The organism is Nocardia wallacei (assembly GCF_029869545.1).
GTDB lineage: Bacteria > Actinomycetota > Actinomycetes > Mycobacteriales > Mycobacteriaceae > Nocardia > Nocardia wallacei_A.
The window spans coordinates 18,896-36,465 of sequence record NZ_JARWQD010000062.1 but is presented as its reverse complement, the minus strand read 5'-3'; the positions used below and the strand labels follow the sequence as shown (position 1 = coordinate 36,465).

General features: G+C 69.1%; 15 protein-coding genes. 10 read left to right on the top strand and 5 right to left on the bottom strand.

Annotation, left to right across the window (positions count from 1 at the left end; translation table 11 throughout):
- The first annotated feature begins 16 nt into the window (after positions 1-16).
- From QH290_RS03560 to QH290_RS03530, 7 genes are all read left to right on the top strand, one after another.
- The gene (locus QH290_RS03560) at positions 17-802 is read left to right on the top strand and encodes an enoyl-CoA hydratase/isomerase family protein (protein WP_280266967.1); all 786 of its coding nucleotides are present in this window, start codon (positions 17-19) and stop codon (positions 800-802) included.
- Entirely contained in the window at positions 799-1,998 is a 1,200-nt protein-coding gene (locus QH290_RS03555; RefSeq protein WP_280381941.1) for an acyl-CoA dehydrogenase family protein, read from the top strand. Before QH290_RS03560 ends, QH290_RS03555 begins: the two co-directional genes overlap by 4 nt.
- Complete coding sequence (locus tag QH290_RS03550) at positions 1,995-3,068, top strand: acyl-CoA dehydrogenase family protein (protein ID WP_280381940.1); 1,074 nt, start codon at positions 1,995-1,997, stop codon at positions 3,066-3,068. Before QH290_RS03555 ends, QH290_RS03550 begins: the two co-directional genes overlap by 4 nt.
- A gap of 163 nt (positions 3,069-3,231) precedes the next feature.
- Positions 3,232-4,404, top strand: a complete 1,173-nt coding sequence (locus QH290_RS03545; protein WP_280266964.1) for an ARMT1-like domain-containing protein — start codon at positions 3,232-3,234, stop codon at positions 4,402-4,404.
- Positions 4,405-4,416: 12 nt separating this feature from the next.
- On the top strand, positions 4,417-5,184 hold the full coding sequence (locus tag QH290_RS03540; RefSeq protein ID WP_280381939.1) for a hypothetical protein: 768 nt from the start codon (positions 4,417-4,419) through the stop codon (positions 5,182-5,184).
- 96 nt (positions 5,185-5,280) lie between these two features.
- Positions 5,281-6,030: an HAD family hydrolase gene (locus QH290_RS03535; protein WP_280266961.1), complete on the top strand. Its 750-nt coding sequence runs from the start codon at positions 5,281-5,283 to the stop codon at positions 6,028-6,030.
- Positions 6,031-6,422: 392 nt separating this feature from the next.
- Positions 6,423-7,919: a hypothetical protein gene (locus tag QH290_RS03530; RefSeq protein WP_280381938.1), complete on the top strand. Its 1,497-nt coding sequence runs from the start codon at positions 6,423-6,425 to the stop codon at positions 7,917-7,919.
- Positions 7,920-7,927: 8 nt separating this feature from the next.
- Here QH290_RS03530 and QH290_RS03525 read toward each other — a convergent pair whose 3' ends face one another.
- From QH290_RS03525 to QH290_RS03505, 5 genes are all read right to left on the bottom strand, one after another.
- Entirely contained in the window at positions 7,928-9,613 is a 1,686-nt protein-coding gene (locus tag QH290_RS03525) for a class I adenylate-forming enzyme family protein (RefSeq protein ID WP_280381937.1), read from the bottom strand.
- Positions 9,614-9,627: 14 nt separating this feature from the next.
- Positions 9,628-10,806, bottom strand: coding sequence for a MaoC family dehydratase (locus QH290_RS03520; protein ID WP_280381936.1), 1,179 nt, complete (start codon positions 10,804-10,806; stop codon positions 9,628-9,630).
- A 12-nt stretch (positions 10,807-10,818) separates the two neighbouring features.
- The gene (gene acuI / locus QH290_RS03515) at positions 10,819-11,802 is read right to left on the bottom strand and encodes an acrylyl-CoA reductase (NADPH) (RefSeq protein ID WP_280381935.1); all 984 of its coding nucleotides are present in this window, start codon (positions 11,800-11,802) and stop codon (positions 10,819-10,821) included.
- Positions 11,803-11,931: 129 nt separating this feature from the next.
- Entirely contained in the window at positions 11,932-12,702 is a 771-nt protein-coding gene (locus QH290_RS03510; protein WP_280381934.1) for an SDR family NAD(P)-dependent oxidoreductase, read from the bottom strand.
- Positions 12,699-14,201, bottom strand: coding sequence for a class I adenylate-forming enzyme family protein (locus tag QH290_RS03505; RefSeq protein WP_280381933.1), 1,503 nt, complete (start codon positions 14,199-14,201; stop codon positions 12,699-12,701). Before QH290_RS03505 ends, QH290_RS03510 begins: the two co-directional genes overlap by 4 nt.
- Before the next feature lie 111 nt (positions 14,202-14,312).
- Between QH290_RS03505 and QH290_RS03500 the strand changes: the two genes are divergently transcribed.
- The 3 genes from QH290_RS03500 to QH290_RS03490 are packed head-to-tail and all read left to right on the top strand — an operon-like array spanning position 14,313 to position 17,550.
- Positions 14,313-15,515, top strand: coding sequence for a CaiB/BaiF CoA transferase family protein (locus QH290_RS03500; RefSeq protein WP_280381932.1), 1,203 nt, complete (start codon positions 14,313-14,315; stop codon positions 15,513-15,515).
- The gene (locus QH290_RS03495; protein WP_280381931.1) at positions 15,512-16,783 is read left to right on the top strand and encodes an acetyl-CoA hydrolase/transferase family protein; all 1,272 of its coding nucleotides are present in this window, start codon (positions 15,512-15,514) and stop codon (positions 16,781-16,783) included. Before QH290_RS03500 ends, QH290_RS03495 begins: the two co-directional genes overlap by 4 nt.
- Positions 16,783-17,550 (top strand): enoyl-CoA hydratase/isomerase family protein, encoded by a 768-nt coding sequence (locus QH290_RS03490; RefSeq protein ID WP_280266952.1) that lies wholly within the window; start codon positions 16,783-16,785, stop codon positions 17,548-17,550. Before QH290_RS03495 ends, QH290_RS03490 begins: the two co-directional genes overlap by 1 nt.
- The last annotated feature ends 20 nt before the right edge of the window (positions 17,551-17,570 follow it).

Genomic DNA, 17,570 nt, shown 5'->3' with positions numbered 1-17,570 from the left:
ATCGGGAGATGGAGTGATGGCGGTCTACGACCTGCCGCCGGGGCTGATCGTGCGGTCGGACGGGCCGGTGCGGACCGTGGTGATCGATCGCCCCGGTGAATCGAATGCCGTGAACGCCGACCTGCATCGGGCGCTGGCCGAGGTCTGGCGGCAGCTGGCCGCGGATCGCCAGGCGCGGGTGGTGATCCTGACCGGGGCGGGCCGGGCATTCAGCGCGGGCGGGGATCTGGAGTGGATCACCAGCTTCCTCGACGATCCCGTGGCACGAGACGAGAGCATTCGCGAAGGCGCGCAGATCATCGAGGAGATGCTGCGTTTCCCGCTGCCCGTGATCGCGGCGGTGAACGGGGCGGCGGTCGGGCTGGGCGCCAGCATCGCCGTGCTGTGCGATGTCGTGCTGATGTCGGAGCGGGCGTACCTCGCCGACCCGCACGTGGCCGTCGGGCTGGTCGCAGGCGACGGGGGCGCGGCGTTCTGGCCGCTGCTGACCCCGATCCTGCGCACGCGGGAGTACCTGTACACCGGCGACCGGATCGATGCCGCCACCGCCGTGCAGGTGGGCCTGGCGAGCCGGACCGTCGCACCGGACGACTTGCTCAGCGAGGCAAGCGCACTCGCCGACCGGCTCAGCGCCCAGCCCCCCGAGGCGTTGCGCAGCACCAAGCGGGTGGTGAACATGTACCTGTCCCAGGCGCTCGCCGGGCCGATGCAGGCCGGATTCGCCGCCGAGGTGGTCTCCATGCAGACGCCCGAGCACCGGGAACGGTTGCTCGCGCTGCGGACGCGGATGCGGGCACCGTGACCGCGGCGGACCTCACCGAGTTCCGCGCCGAGATCCGGCACTGGTGCCGCGCGCATATCCCGGCCGGGTGGCGGCGGGCGCAGACGGGCGCGTCCGATGCGGAATTCGTTCGCTTCCAACAGGAGTGGTTCCAGGAGTTGCGCGGCGCGGGCTACGCGGTACCGCACTGGCCGCGCGAATACGGCGGCGGCATGACCGTTCCGGAACAGGTCGTGCTGTACCAGGAGTTGGCCGCGCACGACGCGCCGCGGCTGGTCCTGGCCTTCGTCGCGATCCATCACGCGGCGGCGACCCTGCTGGCGGCGGGCACGCAGCAACAGCGGCGCCGTCACCTGCCCGCCATCCTGGACGGCGAGATCTGGGCGCAGGGCTTTTCCGAGCCCGAAGCCGGTTCGGACCTGGCCGCCCTGCGCACCACCGCCCGCCGCGACGGTGGCGACTACCTGGTCACCGGGCAGAAGGTCTGGGCCAGCGGCGCACAGTACGCGGACTGGTGCCTGCTCCTGGCCCGCACCGACCCGAATGCGCCCAAGCGGCAAGGGATCTCGTACTTCCTGCTCGACATGCGCAGCCCCGGCATCGACGTGCGGCCGATCCGCCAGGCGACCGGCGACTCGCACTTCTGCGAGATCTTCCTGGACGAGGTTCGCATCCCGGCGTCGCACCTGGTCGGTGCGGAGAACACCGGCTGGCGAGTGGCCCAGCGGACACTCGGTGCCGAACGCGGGCTGACCATGCTGGAATTGGCCGAACGGCTGGGCAATGCGGGATTCCGGTGGCTGCTCGAGACGGCCCGCCGGTCCGGACCGGGCGGCCTGCGCCCGATCGACGACCCCGCGATCGCCGATCGCCTGGCTCAGCTGGAGATCGAACTCACCGGATTGCGGGGGCTGTGCCGCGACCTGGTGGAACGCCATGCCGAGGGGACCGCGGGTCCGGCCGACGCCTCGGTCGTCAAGCTGTACTACAGCGAATTACTGCAGCGCCTAACGGATTTCGGCGCCGAGATCGGCGGCCTGGACGCCCAGACCATGCTGCGGAAACCGATGTCCAGTGGCTGGGAGTCCGGCGCTTGGCCGCTGGATTTCCTCGCCTCCTGGGAATGGACCATCCCGGGCGGCACCAGCGAGATCCAGCGCAGCCTCATCGCCGAGCGCGGCCTCGGCCTGCCCAGGGAACCGGCGGCACCGCGATGACCGGCGAATTCGACGACCTCCACGACGATCTGCGCACGGCGGCACGCGCCCTGCTCGCCGCCACCGATCACGAAACACCGGTCGATTGGTCCCGGATCACCCGGGCCGGGTGGCTGGGCCTGGAGGCGTCTGGCGAAATGGACGGCGCGGGAGCGACTTTCGCGGAGCTGGCCGTGCTGCTGGAAGAGATCGGCCGCGCCGCGGCCTACACGGCCTATCCCTCGGTGGCGGTACTCGGCATCGCCGCCTTCACCTTGGTCGAACCGAACCCGTTGCGAGACAGTCTGTTCCGCGACACTGTATCCGGAAAGGTCCTGCCGATCGTTGTAATGCCGGGGGAGTGGGAGGACTCTCCGGAGAATCCGCGCTTCCGGCTCAGCGGCGACCCGGCCGCGATACATCTCGACGGGAGCGCGGATTTCGTCCCGGACGCGCCCGCCGCCGACCGACTGCTGATCCCCGCTCGTACACCGGACGGCGAGATCCTGATCGTTGCCGTCGACCCGGCAACCCCGGGCGTGACCGTCACGAACCAGCCGCTGCTCGACGCCACCCGGATCATCGGTCACGTTGCCGCCCAGCATGTCCCGATCCGGCCGGATTCGCTGTGGCGGTTGCCGGGCGGCGGCACCGCGGCCCTGCGTCACCTGCACGACCGGGCCGCCGTCGCGACCGCCTGCGACAGCCTCGGCCTGATCGAGGCCATGCTCGCCGCCACCGTCGAATACGCCCGCGCGCGAGAGCAATTCGGCCGCGCCATCGGTTCCTTCCAGGCCGTCCAGCACGCCTGCGCCGACATGCTGGTCCAGGCGCGGGTCGCCCGCCAGCTGGTCACCGCGGCGGTCCGCGCCCACGGCACCCCCACCGCGGCCACGACCGCCGCGATGGCCAAGTCCTACGCCACCACCGCCGCCGTCCAGGTCGTCGGCAAGGCCATGCAACTACACGGCGGCATCGGCTACACCTGGGAATCCGGCATCCACGCCTACCTCAAACGAGCCACCCTGAACCGCTCGCTCTACGGCACACCGGCCACCCACCGCCGCACCCTCGCCCACAACTACTCCTGACCGGGGGCTCGGAGCTTCCGCGTTCAATGATCCAGCCGGCCTGCGCTTTTGCGGTATCTCAAGTGGACATTTGACCGTATCCGCCCGGGCTTCCCAGCTGTACCATGAGGTCGCTGGCGAGGTGCACATCGGACGGGCGACATACCAGTGGAGGGGGCGGCACATGACCGGTTGCAGGGGATCCCGACCTCCCGCCGGCGCCGCGGCCGAATTCGAGACACTGTCGACCGCCCCGGAGAACGTATTCGCCAACGGCATGATGAAGCGGGTCTTTCCGCGGGTGGTCGACCAGGTCCGCGCGCTGGTGAATCGGGACGACCGGGCAGGTGAGAGCCTGGCGGGGCTGCGTGACAGCTTTCTTCACGACGATCCCATACCGAAGCCGTCGTCCACCCACACCATGGTTCCCCTGTATGCCTGGCGCGGCGCGATGGAGTTGATCGGCGGCTCCTGGTTCGATTCACCCAGTTACATCGGTGAGGCGCTGTTCTATCACCTCCTTCTCGACGCCTTCGGCTATTTCGACTATCTGTCCAGCAATTACGAGCGCGACCCGTTCCTGGCGCGCAAGACGAACGCCCTGCTCGCGGCCGTCGGCGTCGTGACCAGGGGCCGGGCGAGCACTCTCTCGTTGCGCGAGAGCCTGATGGCCTCGCTGTGGGGGAATCTGTCGGATGCGGCGCACGCCCAATTCCGCGGCGACGGGTCCGCGCCGGGGTCCGGCGTGCTGCTGGTGGACGATTTGGACCCGGCGCGGGTGCGGCTGGAACAATCCGACTCGGTGGGTATTGTCGCGGACAATGCCGGTGCGGAGCTGCTGGCCGACGTGATTCTCGCCGCGCATCTGCTGCGGAGCCGGGAAAACACCACGGTGACGGTATATCTGAAGCAGCGGCCGTTCTTCATCTCCGACGCCACGGCCAACGATTTCGAGACCACGGTGTCGGCGCTGATCAATGCCGATCACGAGCTGTCGATGCTGCGTCGGTGTGTCGAGGAAGGGCGGCTGCGCATTGTGACGCACTGGTTCTTCCAGTCGCCGCTGCATTATTGCCAGATGCCCCCGGATCTGGCGGAGGGAATCGGCAGCAACGATGTGACGATCGTCAAGGGCGACCTGAATTACCGTCGCCTGCTCGCCGATCGGGTCACCCCGGCCACGTATCCACTGGAACAGTTGCTCCCGGACCTGAAAACCGACCTGCTGATCCTGCGGACCATGAAATCGGATATCTGTGCCGGTCTGCCGCGGGAATCGGTGTCGGAGCTGGATGCCACCGAACGGGACTGGCGGTTCTCGGGCCGCTACGCGGTGGCGCATTTCGTCGTCGAGTGAACAAGGTAGAGAGTGTCGCGCAGAATATCGTCGGTTGTCGTCCTGATCCTAGCCCTGGCCACGGTTGTCGCCGGCGTCGCGATGACGGTGCTCTCCGTCATGGGCGAGCTGAGCGTGAAGGATCAACTCAGCGCCGTGCTCGGCCTGCTCGCGGTGCTGGTGCTCACCTACGTTTCGGACCGATTACTGGTGCTGCAGGAGATCCGGCGCGAGGTACATCAGGTCCGGGGGAGGCTCGAGAATCCGCCGGTGCTGCGCCGGTGGGCGGAGGTCGGGTCGTTCGACGACTTCGCTCGAAACGCCTCCGAGGTGCTCATTGTGGGCCTGACGAAGGCGGGCTCGCTGACCGAGGGGCCTGAGCGGCTGGCCAATCTGGTCCGGAGCGGCTGCCGGGTTCGCATCGCGGTTCTCGATCTGCGCGACGACGATCTGGCCCGGTATACCGCGTCGTCCACCTCGCACACCACCGAACGTCTGGTCGCCGATTTCCGGGTGTTCGAATCCACGATGCGCTCGGTACGGGCGCTGCTGTCGGACAAGGAGAATCAGCGCATCGAGACGCGGGCATACCACAGCGTGCCCACGATGGCGGGCATATTCGTCAAGCACGGTCACGAGCGATCCGCCCTGGTCTACTTCTACCCGTACAAGACCGATCCGGGTGACCGCCCCTCCATCGCGCTGGGGGAGGAGAACGGGAAGGAATGGCTGGATTTCTTCTTCGCGCGCGCCGAGCGTTTATGGAAGGACGTCCAGTCTCTGCCCGATCCGTCGAAGTAGCAACCGCACCGCTACGATTCCCGTTCGGCCGCTTTCGTTGTTCGGCCTGCTTCATCTTTCTGACATCGGTACGGTGGACGCAAAGGGGTGAAGGCTGTGAACCGACTTCAGGAATCCAGCGCTCGGCGGGTTGCGATGCTTCCCGAGACGCTCCTGCTGTGGGACATCGACAAGACGCTGCTCACCACCGCGGGAGTGAGCAGGGAGGTCTACGCACTGGCATTCGAGGCGTTGACCGGCCGGATTTCCAGAGTCACCGCCGTGACGGCCGGGCGTACCGAATACCAGATCATGAAGGATCTCTTTCTCCGCAATGCCATCGGCGTCGACGTGCTGGACAGCGCACCGGACCTGGACGGCGTGCTCGCGGAGTCGCTGAATCGCAAAACTGCCGAGCTGGCGCGTCGTGGTGCGGCACTGCCGGGCGCGCGGCGGCTGCTGAAGGAGTTGGCGGAGGTCCCCGCCGTTGTCCAGTCGGTGCTGACCGGGAATGTCCGGGCAAATGCGGCAACCAAGCTGGCGACGTTCGGGCTCGATCCGTGGTTGGACCTGTCGGTGGGGGCCTACGGTTCCGACGGCCGGGCCCGGTGGGAGCTGGTGGGCCTGGCCCGCGAGCGGGCGCGGCGCAAGTACGGGATCACCTTCGATGCGGAATCGACGATTCTGGTGGGAGACACGCCCCGCGATGTCGAGGCGGCGCGGGTCGGCGGCGCGAAGGTCATCGGTGTGGCGACCGGTGCCAGTAGCGTCGACGCGTTGTCGGATGCGGGCGCCGACCGCGCAGTCGAAAACCTCGCGGACGCCGAAGGATTCCTCGCGGCACTGGTGGACCTGCGCCTGCGGTGACGCGGTACTCCTGCGGGCCGCCCGGTTTCGTATCCCCACCCGGGCGCGAAAGCGCCACCGGTCGAATCGGCTGGGCTAGAATGAGTCTCGGTCACCTATGGCTGGAGTAGACGATTATTCGCCTGCTGCCACCGGAAGTGGCAAGTGAGACAAGGGTTCTCGCGGAAGTGGGGGAACTTCCGTTGCATGCTCTCGACCGGTCGATCGACAGGGGAATCGGCACCGGGCTCGAACCGGTGGCCCTGGCTCCGGGATTGCGGCGGTGTGTCGACGAAATCCGCTGCAAAGCTTCGGAATACGGGTGTTCGGTGCGCGTCGTGTGCGCGGCGGGGCTCGTACCTGTCGCGGTGGAACTGGTCCGCGTGTGCGCCACCGACCGGAGGATTCCCGCCGTGAGCATCCTGTGCCCGGACCCGGACGGGCAGCAGTTCCTGCGATGGGTCGATGCGGTCGCCGACGAGCCGTTGCACGCATGGATCGCGCGCCGGCAGATTCTGCGCGCGGTGGCTGTGATCGGCCGATGGGTCCCGCGGTTCGGTGGCCGGGTGACTGTCGGGATGCACGGCCTCGAGGTACCCGCGGAATTCGTCCTGCTGGGCGGCGATATCGCCTATGTTCCGGAAGCGGCGGCTGCCTCGAGGGCCGCGACGCCGGAAGCATCGGCATGGTTGTCACCGTGTGCCGACGGGAAAGTCCCCGTGGTGCTGGCACATTCGTGGCGGGCGATCGCGGAACATCACCGGACGCGGTGGTTTTCGGCCCCGGTCGAGACCGACTGCCTGCCGCGCTGGCCCAGCCTGTTCAAGGGCAACGCCGTCCTGACGGATCACGACGGAGCGCAGCCCCGGCCGGTCGTCAGGAAGTGGTGCGCAGGCCAGAACGAGAACGCGGCGGAGCGCGCCTGGGTCGGCGCCGCGCGCAGTATTCGGATGCGTACCAGGTACTTTCGGCCGGTCTTCCAGCGGGACTCGGCATCGTCGGTCCTGGCCGACCTGGTTTCGCACGCCGCGCCGGTGACGATGGAGGTGGTCGCCGGAGTCTCGCTGTTCGAGCTTGCCTACACCCTGAACCGCGTGGGGCAGCAGGACGATGTGGTCGAGGAAGCCTCCCGGGTACTCGGCGAGATCGTGTGCGACTCGCTCGCGAGCCTGGCCGAGTTCCGGAGCATCGCCGACTCCCTGGTCGCGCACCTGCCGAGGGTTCGGTACCCGTACGCAGAGCAGGGCGCTGTCGCAATGCGCTGCCTGGAGGGCGGCCCGATCGCGGACGCGGATCTCTCGGGAGCCATCGACGATGTCCGAGAGCTGGGCGCACGGCTCGAATCGGACGCCACGGTGTCGTTCCGGGATGCGCACCTCAAGAACCGGGTCTGGGTGACCGGCGAATCGGCCGTCGAGCTGTGCCACCGCCTGCTGGGTCTGGACACCGGCGAATTGCGCTCGGAGATCATGCGGTGCGTCGTCGATATCGATTTCGAGGCCGCGGGCAAGGACGTCACTGCCTGGGACGACGTCGCGCATGTGCTGTTCTTCGAGATGAGTGGGCTGGGTCCGTTGTCGCCGACGGGCGACGCCGTGGCGGCCTGTGAGAAGTGGTGGCGCCCGGTCGATAGCGCCGAGGCGCTGTGGTGCACGATCCTCGCCCGCAGCACCCGCGAGGCGTGCCGGCGTCTGTGGTACGCGCAGCACATGCCGAGGACCTACCTCAGGCGCTATTCGATGGAGAGCACCGATGCCTTCCTCGATCTCGCCCTCACTGCCCTTGCGCATGTGAACGATTTCGAGCATTTGGCCGCACTGATGACTCGGCTACGGGAATCCGACGCCGCTCGGGGCGGCATCCCGGCACGTCGCCACTCCCACATCGCCGCTACGCACCCGGCAGACTGAGGTCAGTGTCATAGGTCGGGGAGGCGTTCGGTGGCGAGGGTGCGGAGGTCGGCGGATTTGATCTTGGCGCTGCCGGTGAGGGCTAGGTCCTGTTCGGTGAAGAACAGGATGTGGCGGGGCACCTTGTAGCTGGCCAGGTGTTCGCGGAGGTAGGTGCGGATGCGGGCGGCGTCGGGTGTGGTGTCCGCGTGCGGGACCACGCAGGCCACGACGGCCTCGCCGAGGGTTTCGTGCGGGACTCCGACCGTGTGCGCGACCTTCACGCCCGGGAAACGGGCGAGGACCTCGTCCACCTCCCGGGGCGACACGTTCGCGCCGCCGGTCTTGATGATGTCGGTGAGGCGGCCCTCCCAGAACAGCCGGTCCGCGTCGTCGAGGTAACCGCCGTCGCCGGTGTGGAAATAGCCGTCGGCGTCCAGCGTCTCGTCGAGGGGCGTCCCGAGGTAGCCGAGCATCAATGTCGGTCCCTTGACACAGATCTCGCCTCGTTCGCCGCGCGACAGGAGCTCTCCGGTGAGCGGGTCGACGATCTTGATCGTGTTGCCCGGCAGGGGTGCGCCCATGCTGCCCCCGATCACGTCGGCGGGGGTACAGGCCGGGAAACAGGTGGTGATGGTGAAGGTTTCGGTATTGCCGTAGGCGTGTCCGGGCTCGGTCCAGCCGGTCGACACGCGGGGGTGGCGGGCGGCGGGAGTCGAAACGTCCACGAACCGCAGGCTGCCGAGATCGGTTGCCGCCCAGTTCAATGCGCCTTCCAGCTGGGCCCACTGATGCGGCCAGGCGACCGGGAAGTTCACGCGCTCGGTCTCCATCAGGTGCAGCGCCGCGGACGCGTCGAAGGTCGACTGCAGCACGAGCGAGCCGCCCGCGGCGAGCGTCGCGCCGAGGGCCATGCCGAAATTGCCGGACCAGAAGAACCCGTTGGCTGTCCAGCAGCGGACGTGGTCGTGCGGGCCGAAGCCGTACATCCGGCGGAATCGCCACATCTGGATGGCGACCCCGCGGTGCGCGCTGCGGATCCCCTTGGGCTTGCTGGTGGATCCGGAGGAGAAGAAGATGACCGCCGTATCGCTCGGCCGCACCGACCGGGCCGCCGCCTCGACCGATTCGCGCGGCTCGGCGTCACCGCGGGCCAGGAACTCCGCCCACGACTCGATCGCGCCGCCGGGCGGCTCCCCGATCGCCGAGAGATGGTGCAGGAAGGGATACTTCGCCGACCGCACGGTACCGGGAGCCGAACTGCCCACGGCCGGTTCGAGTTCGGTGAGAATATCCGCGAAATCCTTTCCGGCCACGGCGCGTTCGAACAGCAGCACCGACACCCCGGACACATCGAGCAGATGATCCAGCTCGGCCGCGGTGGAGAAGGTGCTGAGCGTGACCGCGACACCACCCGCGAGCGAGGTGCCGAAGACCGCCGCGAGCCATTCGGGGCGGTTCGTCATCAGCACCCCGACCCGGCCGTCCTTACCCAGGCCGCACGCCCGCAGCGCCCGTGCCACGGCGACCGACCGCTCCCACAGCTCGTGGTAGGTCCAGCGGACGGTCCCGGAACCATCCTGTGCCACAAGTGCTTCGCGGTCGGCGTAGTCCCGCGTCACCGCGCGCAGGAAGCCGGGGAGGGTGAGCGGCCCGAGGCCGGGCTCGGCGTCGAGGGGCGGTCCGGCGGCGATGGCCCTGCGGTCGGCGGTCATCTCGTTCTCCCCGCTCAGTACGGCAGCTCGACTTCGGCGGTGCAGGTGACCAGCACGCCGCCGTCTTGATTGGTGAGCCGCAACCTCACCTGAACCAGCGGCACCCCCCACGCCGAATCCGCGTCCTTGCCGACGATCTCGGCGTCGAAATAGGTCACGTCGCCCTCGAAGGCGGGCCCGCGGAAGTCGGCCTTGGTATGGCGGACCATGCCGTCGTTGCCCGCCCAGTAGGCGAGATAGTCGGTGCACCAGGCGCCCATGGTGGCGCCGTAACCGTAGGCGCGGGCCATCCCGACCTCGTCGGCCTTGTCGGCGTCGATATGCCCGCGCGACGGACCGACGTACAAACCGTCGCGTTTGCGCGGGTCGATGCGGGCGCCCTCCTCGTCGAACGCGAAACCCTCGGTCCAGCCCGGATCCTGGTTGATCCACGGATCGTCGATGCCTACGGGGGCGGTCCATCCGAAGGTGCCCCAGATGTTGAACAGGAAGGCGCGGTATTCGGTGGTGAAGCTCGCGATGGTGTGCGGGCCGATCACCCGGCGCGGCAGGCGGTCACCGGCCTTCACCTCGTCGAAGTGCGGTGAGATGCCCGCCCTGTTGGACAGCAGCCACTCGTGCCGCAGCTCGTCCACCGCCGCCAATTCCGCGGCGGTCCAGGTCTTTACGGGCCCGAGCTGGTCGTCGTACATTCCGCGCTTCTTCGCCTCGGCGGCGAGATAGCGGATGGCGGTGGAGCGTTCGCGGGCGACGAGCGCGCCGCGCTGATTGCGGTGCGTGGTGTCGCCGCGCGAGAACATGGTCGGCCCGGCGAATTTCGTCTCCGTGACCTTGTAGTCGTGAAAGCGCCGCTCCTGCACCAGCTTGTCGCCCGGGCGCACCGGGCAGCCGTAGAACCACCACTCCTCGCCGCCGAAGATGAGGTGACTGCCGGGGATGTGACCCACGCAGGCGGGCTGGGCGCCGTGCCCGTAATCCAGTGCGACGGCGATGGATTGGGGCGCGATCAGTCCGCCGTAGCGCGATTCCCGGGCAAATTCCTCGTCCCAGTGCAGCGGGTTGGGATAGTCCATCGCCATCACCCAGCGGCGAATGTCGGAGGTACTGCACGGATCCCACAGCTGCCCGCCGCCGACCGGCTTGCCGACGCGGTGGTCGACGTCGCTGAGGTCCAGTTCGATACTCTCGGTCACGGCCTGCTCCGATCAGCGATTCACGTCGACGACGACCCGGCCGCGCACGGTCCCGGCGACGAGCCGGTCCGCCGCGGCGATCGCCTCCGCGAGGGAGATCTCGGTGGCGATGGAATCCAGTGCGGCGGGATCGAGATCGCGCGCGAGCCGGGCCCAGGCCTCCAGTCGCCGCGTGATCGCGGCCTGGACGCTGTCGATGCCGAGCAGCGTCACACCGCGCAGGATGAACGGCGCGACCGTGGCGGGGAAGTCCATGCCCTGGGCCAGCCCGCAGGCGGCGACCGCGCCGCCGTATCGGGTCTGGGCGCAGACGTTGGCGAGCGTGTAGCTGCCGACGGTGTCGATCGCGCCCGCCCAGCGCTCCTTCTGCAGCGGCTTGCCGCGGTCGCTCAGTTCGGCGCGGTCGACCACGGTGCTCGCGCCCAGATCCTGGAGATACCCGGCCTCGGTGGCCTTTCCGGTGGCGGCGGCGACCGTGAATCCGGCCTCGGCCAGCAGTGCGATGGCGATACTGCCGACACCGCCGGTCGCGCCGGTCACCAGGATCTCGCCCCGGTCCGGCCCGATGCCGTGGCGCAGCAGCGCCTCGACGCAGAGCGCGGCCGTATAGCCCGCGGTGCCGATCGCCATGGCCTGGCGTGCGGTGAATTCGGCGGGCAGCGGGACCAGCCAGTCGCCGTCGACGCTGGCGCGCTGGGCCAGGCCGCCCCAGTGGCTCTCGCCGACGCCCCACCCGTTGAGGACGACGCCGTCACCGGCCGACCACTCCGGGTGTGTGCTCTCGGTGACGACACCGGCGAGGTCGATGCCGGGCACCATCGGATAGCTGCGGACGATCGGTGACTTGCCCGTAATGGCAAGGGCATCTTTGTAATTGAGGGTGGAATGCGAGACGTCGACGCGGACATTCCCCTCCGGTAGGTCCGCGTCGGCCACGCTCGTGAGGGTGACCTGCGGGCCCGCGTCGGCCTTGTCGATGAGCAGTGCCGTGAACATTCGCCAGCGAGTTCCTCTCTCCGCCAGTGGGCTCTCGCGTCGCATATGACCTGCGAGAATATAATTCTCCACTAGTGCGAATAATACTTCCATCGTTATTTCGGGATGTCAATCGGCTGCCGGGTCCGGTCAGCGGGCGGTCCACCCTCCGTCCACGACGACGGTCTGGCCGGTCACGTACCGGGCCGCATCTCCGGCGAGCCAGACGACGGCGCCGACGATGTCCCCGGGATTCGCCTCGGTGGGCAGCGGGGTGTTGCGGCGCAGGTATCGCGCGCCGCGTTCGTCGTCGTAGAGGCTGTCGGTGATCTCGCTGCGAAAGAAGCCGGGCGCCACCGTATTCACTCGGATCGAGTGCCGCGCCCACTGCACGGCGAGCTCGGCCGTGAGGCCCGAGAGCCCGGATTTGGCGGCGGCGTAGGACGCCTGCGGGATGCCGGGCACGCCGACGCGGCCGCTGATCGAGGAGATGTTGACGATCGAACCCCGCCCATGGGAACGCATGTGCGGGAACACTTCCTGCGCCAGCCGGAAGGGAGCGACCAGGTTGAGCGCGAGGGTGCGCTGGATCGCTTCGTGGGTCTCCGATTCCGCGGGATCCTCGGAGAACCGGTTCCCGGCCGCGTTGATCAGGATCTCCGGCGGTCCCAGGGCGGCCACCACCGAGGGCACCACGGTCTCGACCTCCAGGGCCAGATCGCAGGCCACGGGATGGCCGCCGATCCGCGCGGCCAGTTCTGCCAGCCGATCGGCGCGCCGCGCCACCACCGCCACTCGCGCGCCGAGCGCGGCCAGATTCTCCGCGACCGTCGCGCCGAGTCCCGACGACGCACCGGTCACGATCGCGACCCGGCCGTGCAGGCCGAACAGGTCGGCGACGCGGTCCCGCGGCGCGCTCACGGTCGCCTCTCCGGTGCGGTGACGAGTTCGGGAATCCGGGTTCGCTCGATCTTGCCCATGACGTTGAGCGGGAGGGCGTCGACACGCGACCAGATCTCGGGAACCTTGTAGCCCGCCAGTTCCCGTCGGCACAGCGCGGCGAGCTCATCGAAATCCACTGCCGGGCCGACGCTTTCGATCACCGCGGCCACCTTCTGGCCGAGGCGTTCGTCGGGTATCCCGCAGACGGCGGCCTTCGCGACGCCGGGGTGCGCGCCGAGGACCCGCTCCACCTCGAGTGGATAGACGTTCGCGCCGCCGCGGATGATCACCATCTTCTTGCGGTCCAGCACGGAGAGGCGTCCGGCGGCATCGACCGTCCCGATATCGCCGGTCGGGAACGGGCCGGGCGGTGCGGGTCGCACCCTGCCGTCGGACCAGTAGCCGAGCGCCGGAGTCCAGAGCCCGGCCCACGGGCCCGTGGTCGCGGCGGCGAGCCGCAGTTCGCCGGGCTCGCCGGGCGGCAGGCGGCGGCCCTCGTCGTCGTAGGCGGCGACGTCGTACTGCGGAAGCACCGAACCGCTGCTGCCCGAGATCCATTGGCTTCCGGGCGGATCGATCGAGACGACGGTCGGCGCCTCGGTCAGGCCGTAGGTGGCGCGGGGGACCGGTCCGTGGGCCGCGGCGAAATCGGTGCGCACCGAATCGGGGGTGTCGCTGGCGCCGCTCCACACCTCGCGCAGCGACCCGAGGTCCAGGTTCGGGCGGCGGGCGAGATCATAGAGCTGGGCCGGTGCGCCGTTCCAGACGGTGACCCGGTGCGCGGCGATCCACTCGGCCACACCGTCGACGTCGCGGCGATCCATGACCACCGCGCAGCCGCCTGCCTGGGCGGTGAGCAGTGTCGACAGCACCAGCATATTGAGCACGGTGAACGGGAAGCTGTCGCCCTTGCGCAGCTCGGGGCCCCAGCCCCGGGTGGCGACCAGCATGGCGCCGGGCAGCAGCAGGTTGCGCTGGCTGTGTACCACTGCCTTCGGTGCGCCGGAAGTGCCACTGGTGAAGGCGATTCCGGCCGGGGCGTCGAGGTCGTGGTCGATGCGGGGCGCCGCCGGTGCGCAGCGCAGCAGGGCCGACCACCGGTCGTCGTCGACGACGGCGGGAGATGCCACGAGGCAGCGGGGCCCGGCCAGGACCGCGGCGGGCGCGCACAGGTCGGCCAGTCGCTGCTGCTCGCTCGCCGACAGGGCCTCGGCGATGCCCGCCCACACCGCGCCGATGCGCTGGGCGCCGTGGAAGGCGGCGACGATACCGAGATCGTTGGGCAGGCAGGCGGCGACACGGTCGCCCGGCCGCACGCCCAGTGCCCAGAGTGCGGCCGCCGCGCGATCGGCCCGCGCGTCGAGTTCGGCGTAAGTCCAAGTGCCCGAGGCGGCTTCGACGGCCGGGGCGTCGGGACGCGCCGCGTCGAGGATCCGCGCGATCGGCCGGAGCGGGCCCGCGCCATTGACACTGTCCACACCGTTCTTGATATCACTATCCTTATAAAGATTCATCAGATAGACCGGAATGCGCCGAGAAATGCGGGTCCGTGCACCGGCGCCGGTGCGGTCGTGAACAAGGACGTGGCGATGGAACATGCAGGTCCGCTGTCCGGAATCCGTGTCATCGACCTGACGGCGATGGTCATGGGCCCGTACTGCACGCAGATCATGGCCGATATGGGTGCCGAGGTCATCAAGATCGAGCCGCCCGCGGGGGACAACACCCGCTACATCTCGGTCGGCCCGGAGCGGGGGATGTCCGGTGTCTTCGTCAACGTCAACCGCGGGAAACGCAGTGTGGTCCTGGATCTGCGCACGGACCGTGACAAGGCGGCACTGCGCGAACTCGTCACGGCGGGAGACGTTTTCATCCACTCGATGCGCGGGGCGGCGATCGAGCGACTGGGGTTCGGCTACGCGGAGGTGACGGCCCTGAATCCCGCCATCGTCTACACCAACTGCTACGGCTACGGCCGGCGCGGGCGCGACGCGGACCGCACCGCCTACGACGACACCATCCAGGCCGAATGCGGGCTGCCGTACGTCCAGCAGCGGTTGACCGGCGACGCAGGCTATGTCGGCACCATCATGGCCGACAAGATCGGCGGGCTGACCGCCCTGTATGCCACCACGATGGCGCTGTTCCACCGCGAACGCACCGGGGAGGGGCAGGAGGTCGAGGTCGCCATGTTCGAGACCATGGCGGCGTTCATGCTCGTCGAACACGCGAACGGGGCGCTGTTCCAGCCGCCGCTGGGCGGTGCGGCGTATCCCCGTGCGGTGACGCCGAATCGGCGGCCCTACCGCACCGCGGACGGGTACATCTCCGCGCTGGTCTACAACGACAAGCAGTGGACGGCGTTCGTCGAGGCCGTGCAACCGGCCTGGGCCGGAACGGAATTCGCCACCTTGGAGCAGCGGGCCGCGCGGATCGACACCGTCTACGCCCGGCTCGCCGAGACATTCGCCGGACGCACCACCGGCGAGTGGCTGGAACTGCTACGGGCACTGGACATCCCGGTGGCGCCGGTGCGCTCGCTGGACGACCTGTTCGACAACCCGCACCTGCTCGACACCGGCTTCTTCGAGACCGTCGACACCCCGAACGGCCCCGTGCGCTTCCCGGGACCACCGACCTGGTTCTCCCGCACCCCGGGGCGCGTCGCGGGTCCCGCGCCGAGGCTGGGCGCGGATACCGAGGAGGTGGTGGGGCGAGTGCGGGCTGGTGGCGACTGCGACACGGTGAGCCGAAAGCAGGCCGCCGACACCGATGGTCGGGTGCGCGGATGACCGCGATACTCGACGCCGCCGACCTCGATCTGCGGGAGATATTGCGGCCCGGGGATCGCATCGTGGTGGGGCAGGCGTGTGGTGAGCCGACGACGCTGATCGAGTCGCTCATCGCGCAGGGCGCGGGGATCGGCGGGCTGTCGGTGTTCGTCGCGACCAGCTTCTCGGGGCTGTTCACCCCGGCCGCGACCGATGCGTTCGCGCTGTCGAGCATGGGGGCCATCGGTGCGCTGCGGGCGGTGGCGGCGGAGCATCGGCTCGCGATCGTCCCGTGTCATGTCAGCCGCGTCGGGCCGCTGATCGAGGCCGGAATCATCGGCTGCGACGTGGCTTTCGTTCAGGTGAGTCCCGCCGACGAGCACGGGGAGCACAGCTTCGGGCTGATCGGCGACCACGTGCGGGCGGCCGTGACCGCCGCCCGGGTGGTGGTCGCGGAGGTGAACGATCAAGTGCCGAGGACCTGCGGTGAGCGGTTGTCCGCGAGCGAGATCGACTACGCAGTAACGGTTTCCAGGCCGCCGGTGCAGGTGCCGCCCGCTCGGGTCGGCCCGGTGGATGCGGCCGTCGCCGAGCACGCGGCCGCGTACATCGGGGACGGTGCCGTCCTGCAGACGGGGATCGGGGCGGTTCCCGACGCCATCCTGCGATTGCTGTGCGACAGAACCGATCTCGGGGTGCACTCGGGCATGATCGGTGACGGCCTGGTGGATCTGGTGGAGGCGGGGGTGGTCACGAACGCGCGCAAGGAGATCGACCGTGGCGTCTCGGTGACCGGGGCGCTCATCGGCACCGAGCGGCTGTACCGGTTCGCCGATCGCAATCCGTCGATTCGGCTGTGCGCCACCGGATATACCCACGACGCGGGCGTGCTCGCACAGCTCGAGCGGCTGGTCACGGTCAACTCCGCGGTGGAGGTCGACCTCACCGGGCAGGTGAACGCCGAACAGAGCGGCGCGGCCTACCTGGGCGGTACCGGAGGACAGGTGGATTTCGTCCGGGCGGGGATGCGCTCGCCGGGCGGCCACGCGATCATCGCCCTGCCCGCCACCGCCAAGCGTGGCACGGTCAGCCGGATCACCGCGACGCTCGGCGGGCCGGTCACCACGGCGCGCAGCGACGTCGACGTCATCGTCACCGAATTCGGCGCGGCCGAACTCGCGGGCCGGACCCTGCCCGAGCGCGCGCGACGGCTGATCGCGGTGGCGCACCCCGATTTTCGCGAGGAGCTGGAGCGGGCGGCGCACGCGATCCAGCGGAGAGGGTTCTGATGTCGGATGCCGTGCTGTTCGATGCCCGGCCGGACGGTATCGCGGTGATCACCCTGAACCGGCCCGAGCGGCGCAATTGCCTGTCGGCCGACGTGCGGGCGGGACTGTTCGAGGCGTGGGACCGGTTCGAGAACGACGCCGGGCTGCGTGTCGCCATCCTCACCGGTGCGGGAACCAAGGCGTTCTGCGCGGGCGGCGATCTCGAGGAGATGGTCGAGCGCGGGATGGGTGTGCCGCCGCGCGAGATGTTCCCGGTGCCCTACGACACCGTCGAGCTGTCCAAGCCCACCATCGCCGCGGTCAACGGCGCGGCCTTCGCGGGCGGCTGGATGATCGCCCAGGCGTGCGATCTGTGCGTGGCGAGCACGAGCGCCACCTTCGCGGTCACCGAGGTGAAGGTCGGCCGCAGCTCACCGTGGGCGGCGCCGCTGATCCACATGATCCCGCAGCGGATCATGATGGAACTACTGCTCACCGGGCGGCCCATCGATGCCCGCCGCGCCTACGAGATCGGCCTGGTGAACCGCCTCGCCGAGCCCGCCGAATTACTCGACGCCGCAGTGGGATTGGCCTCCGAGATCCTCGCGGGCGCCCCACTGTCGGTCAAAGCGGCCCGCGACACAGTCATGCTGGCGACCGAGATGGGCCGAGCCGCAGCATTACAGGCGGCTCGGCATGCCGCGGTCGAGTGCTATACGAGCGAGGACGCGCAAGAGGGGCCGAGGGCATTCGCCGAGAAACGGACGCCGCGGTGGCGGGGGCGCTGACACTGTGTCCGCGCCCCGCC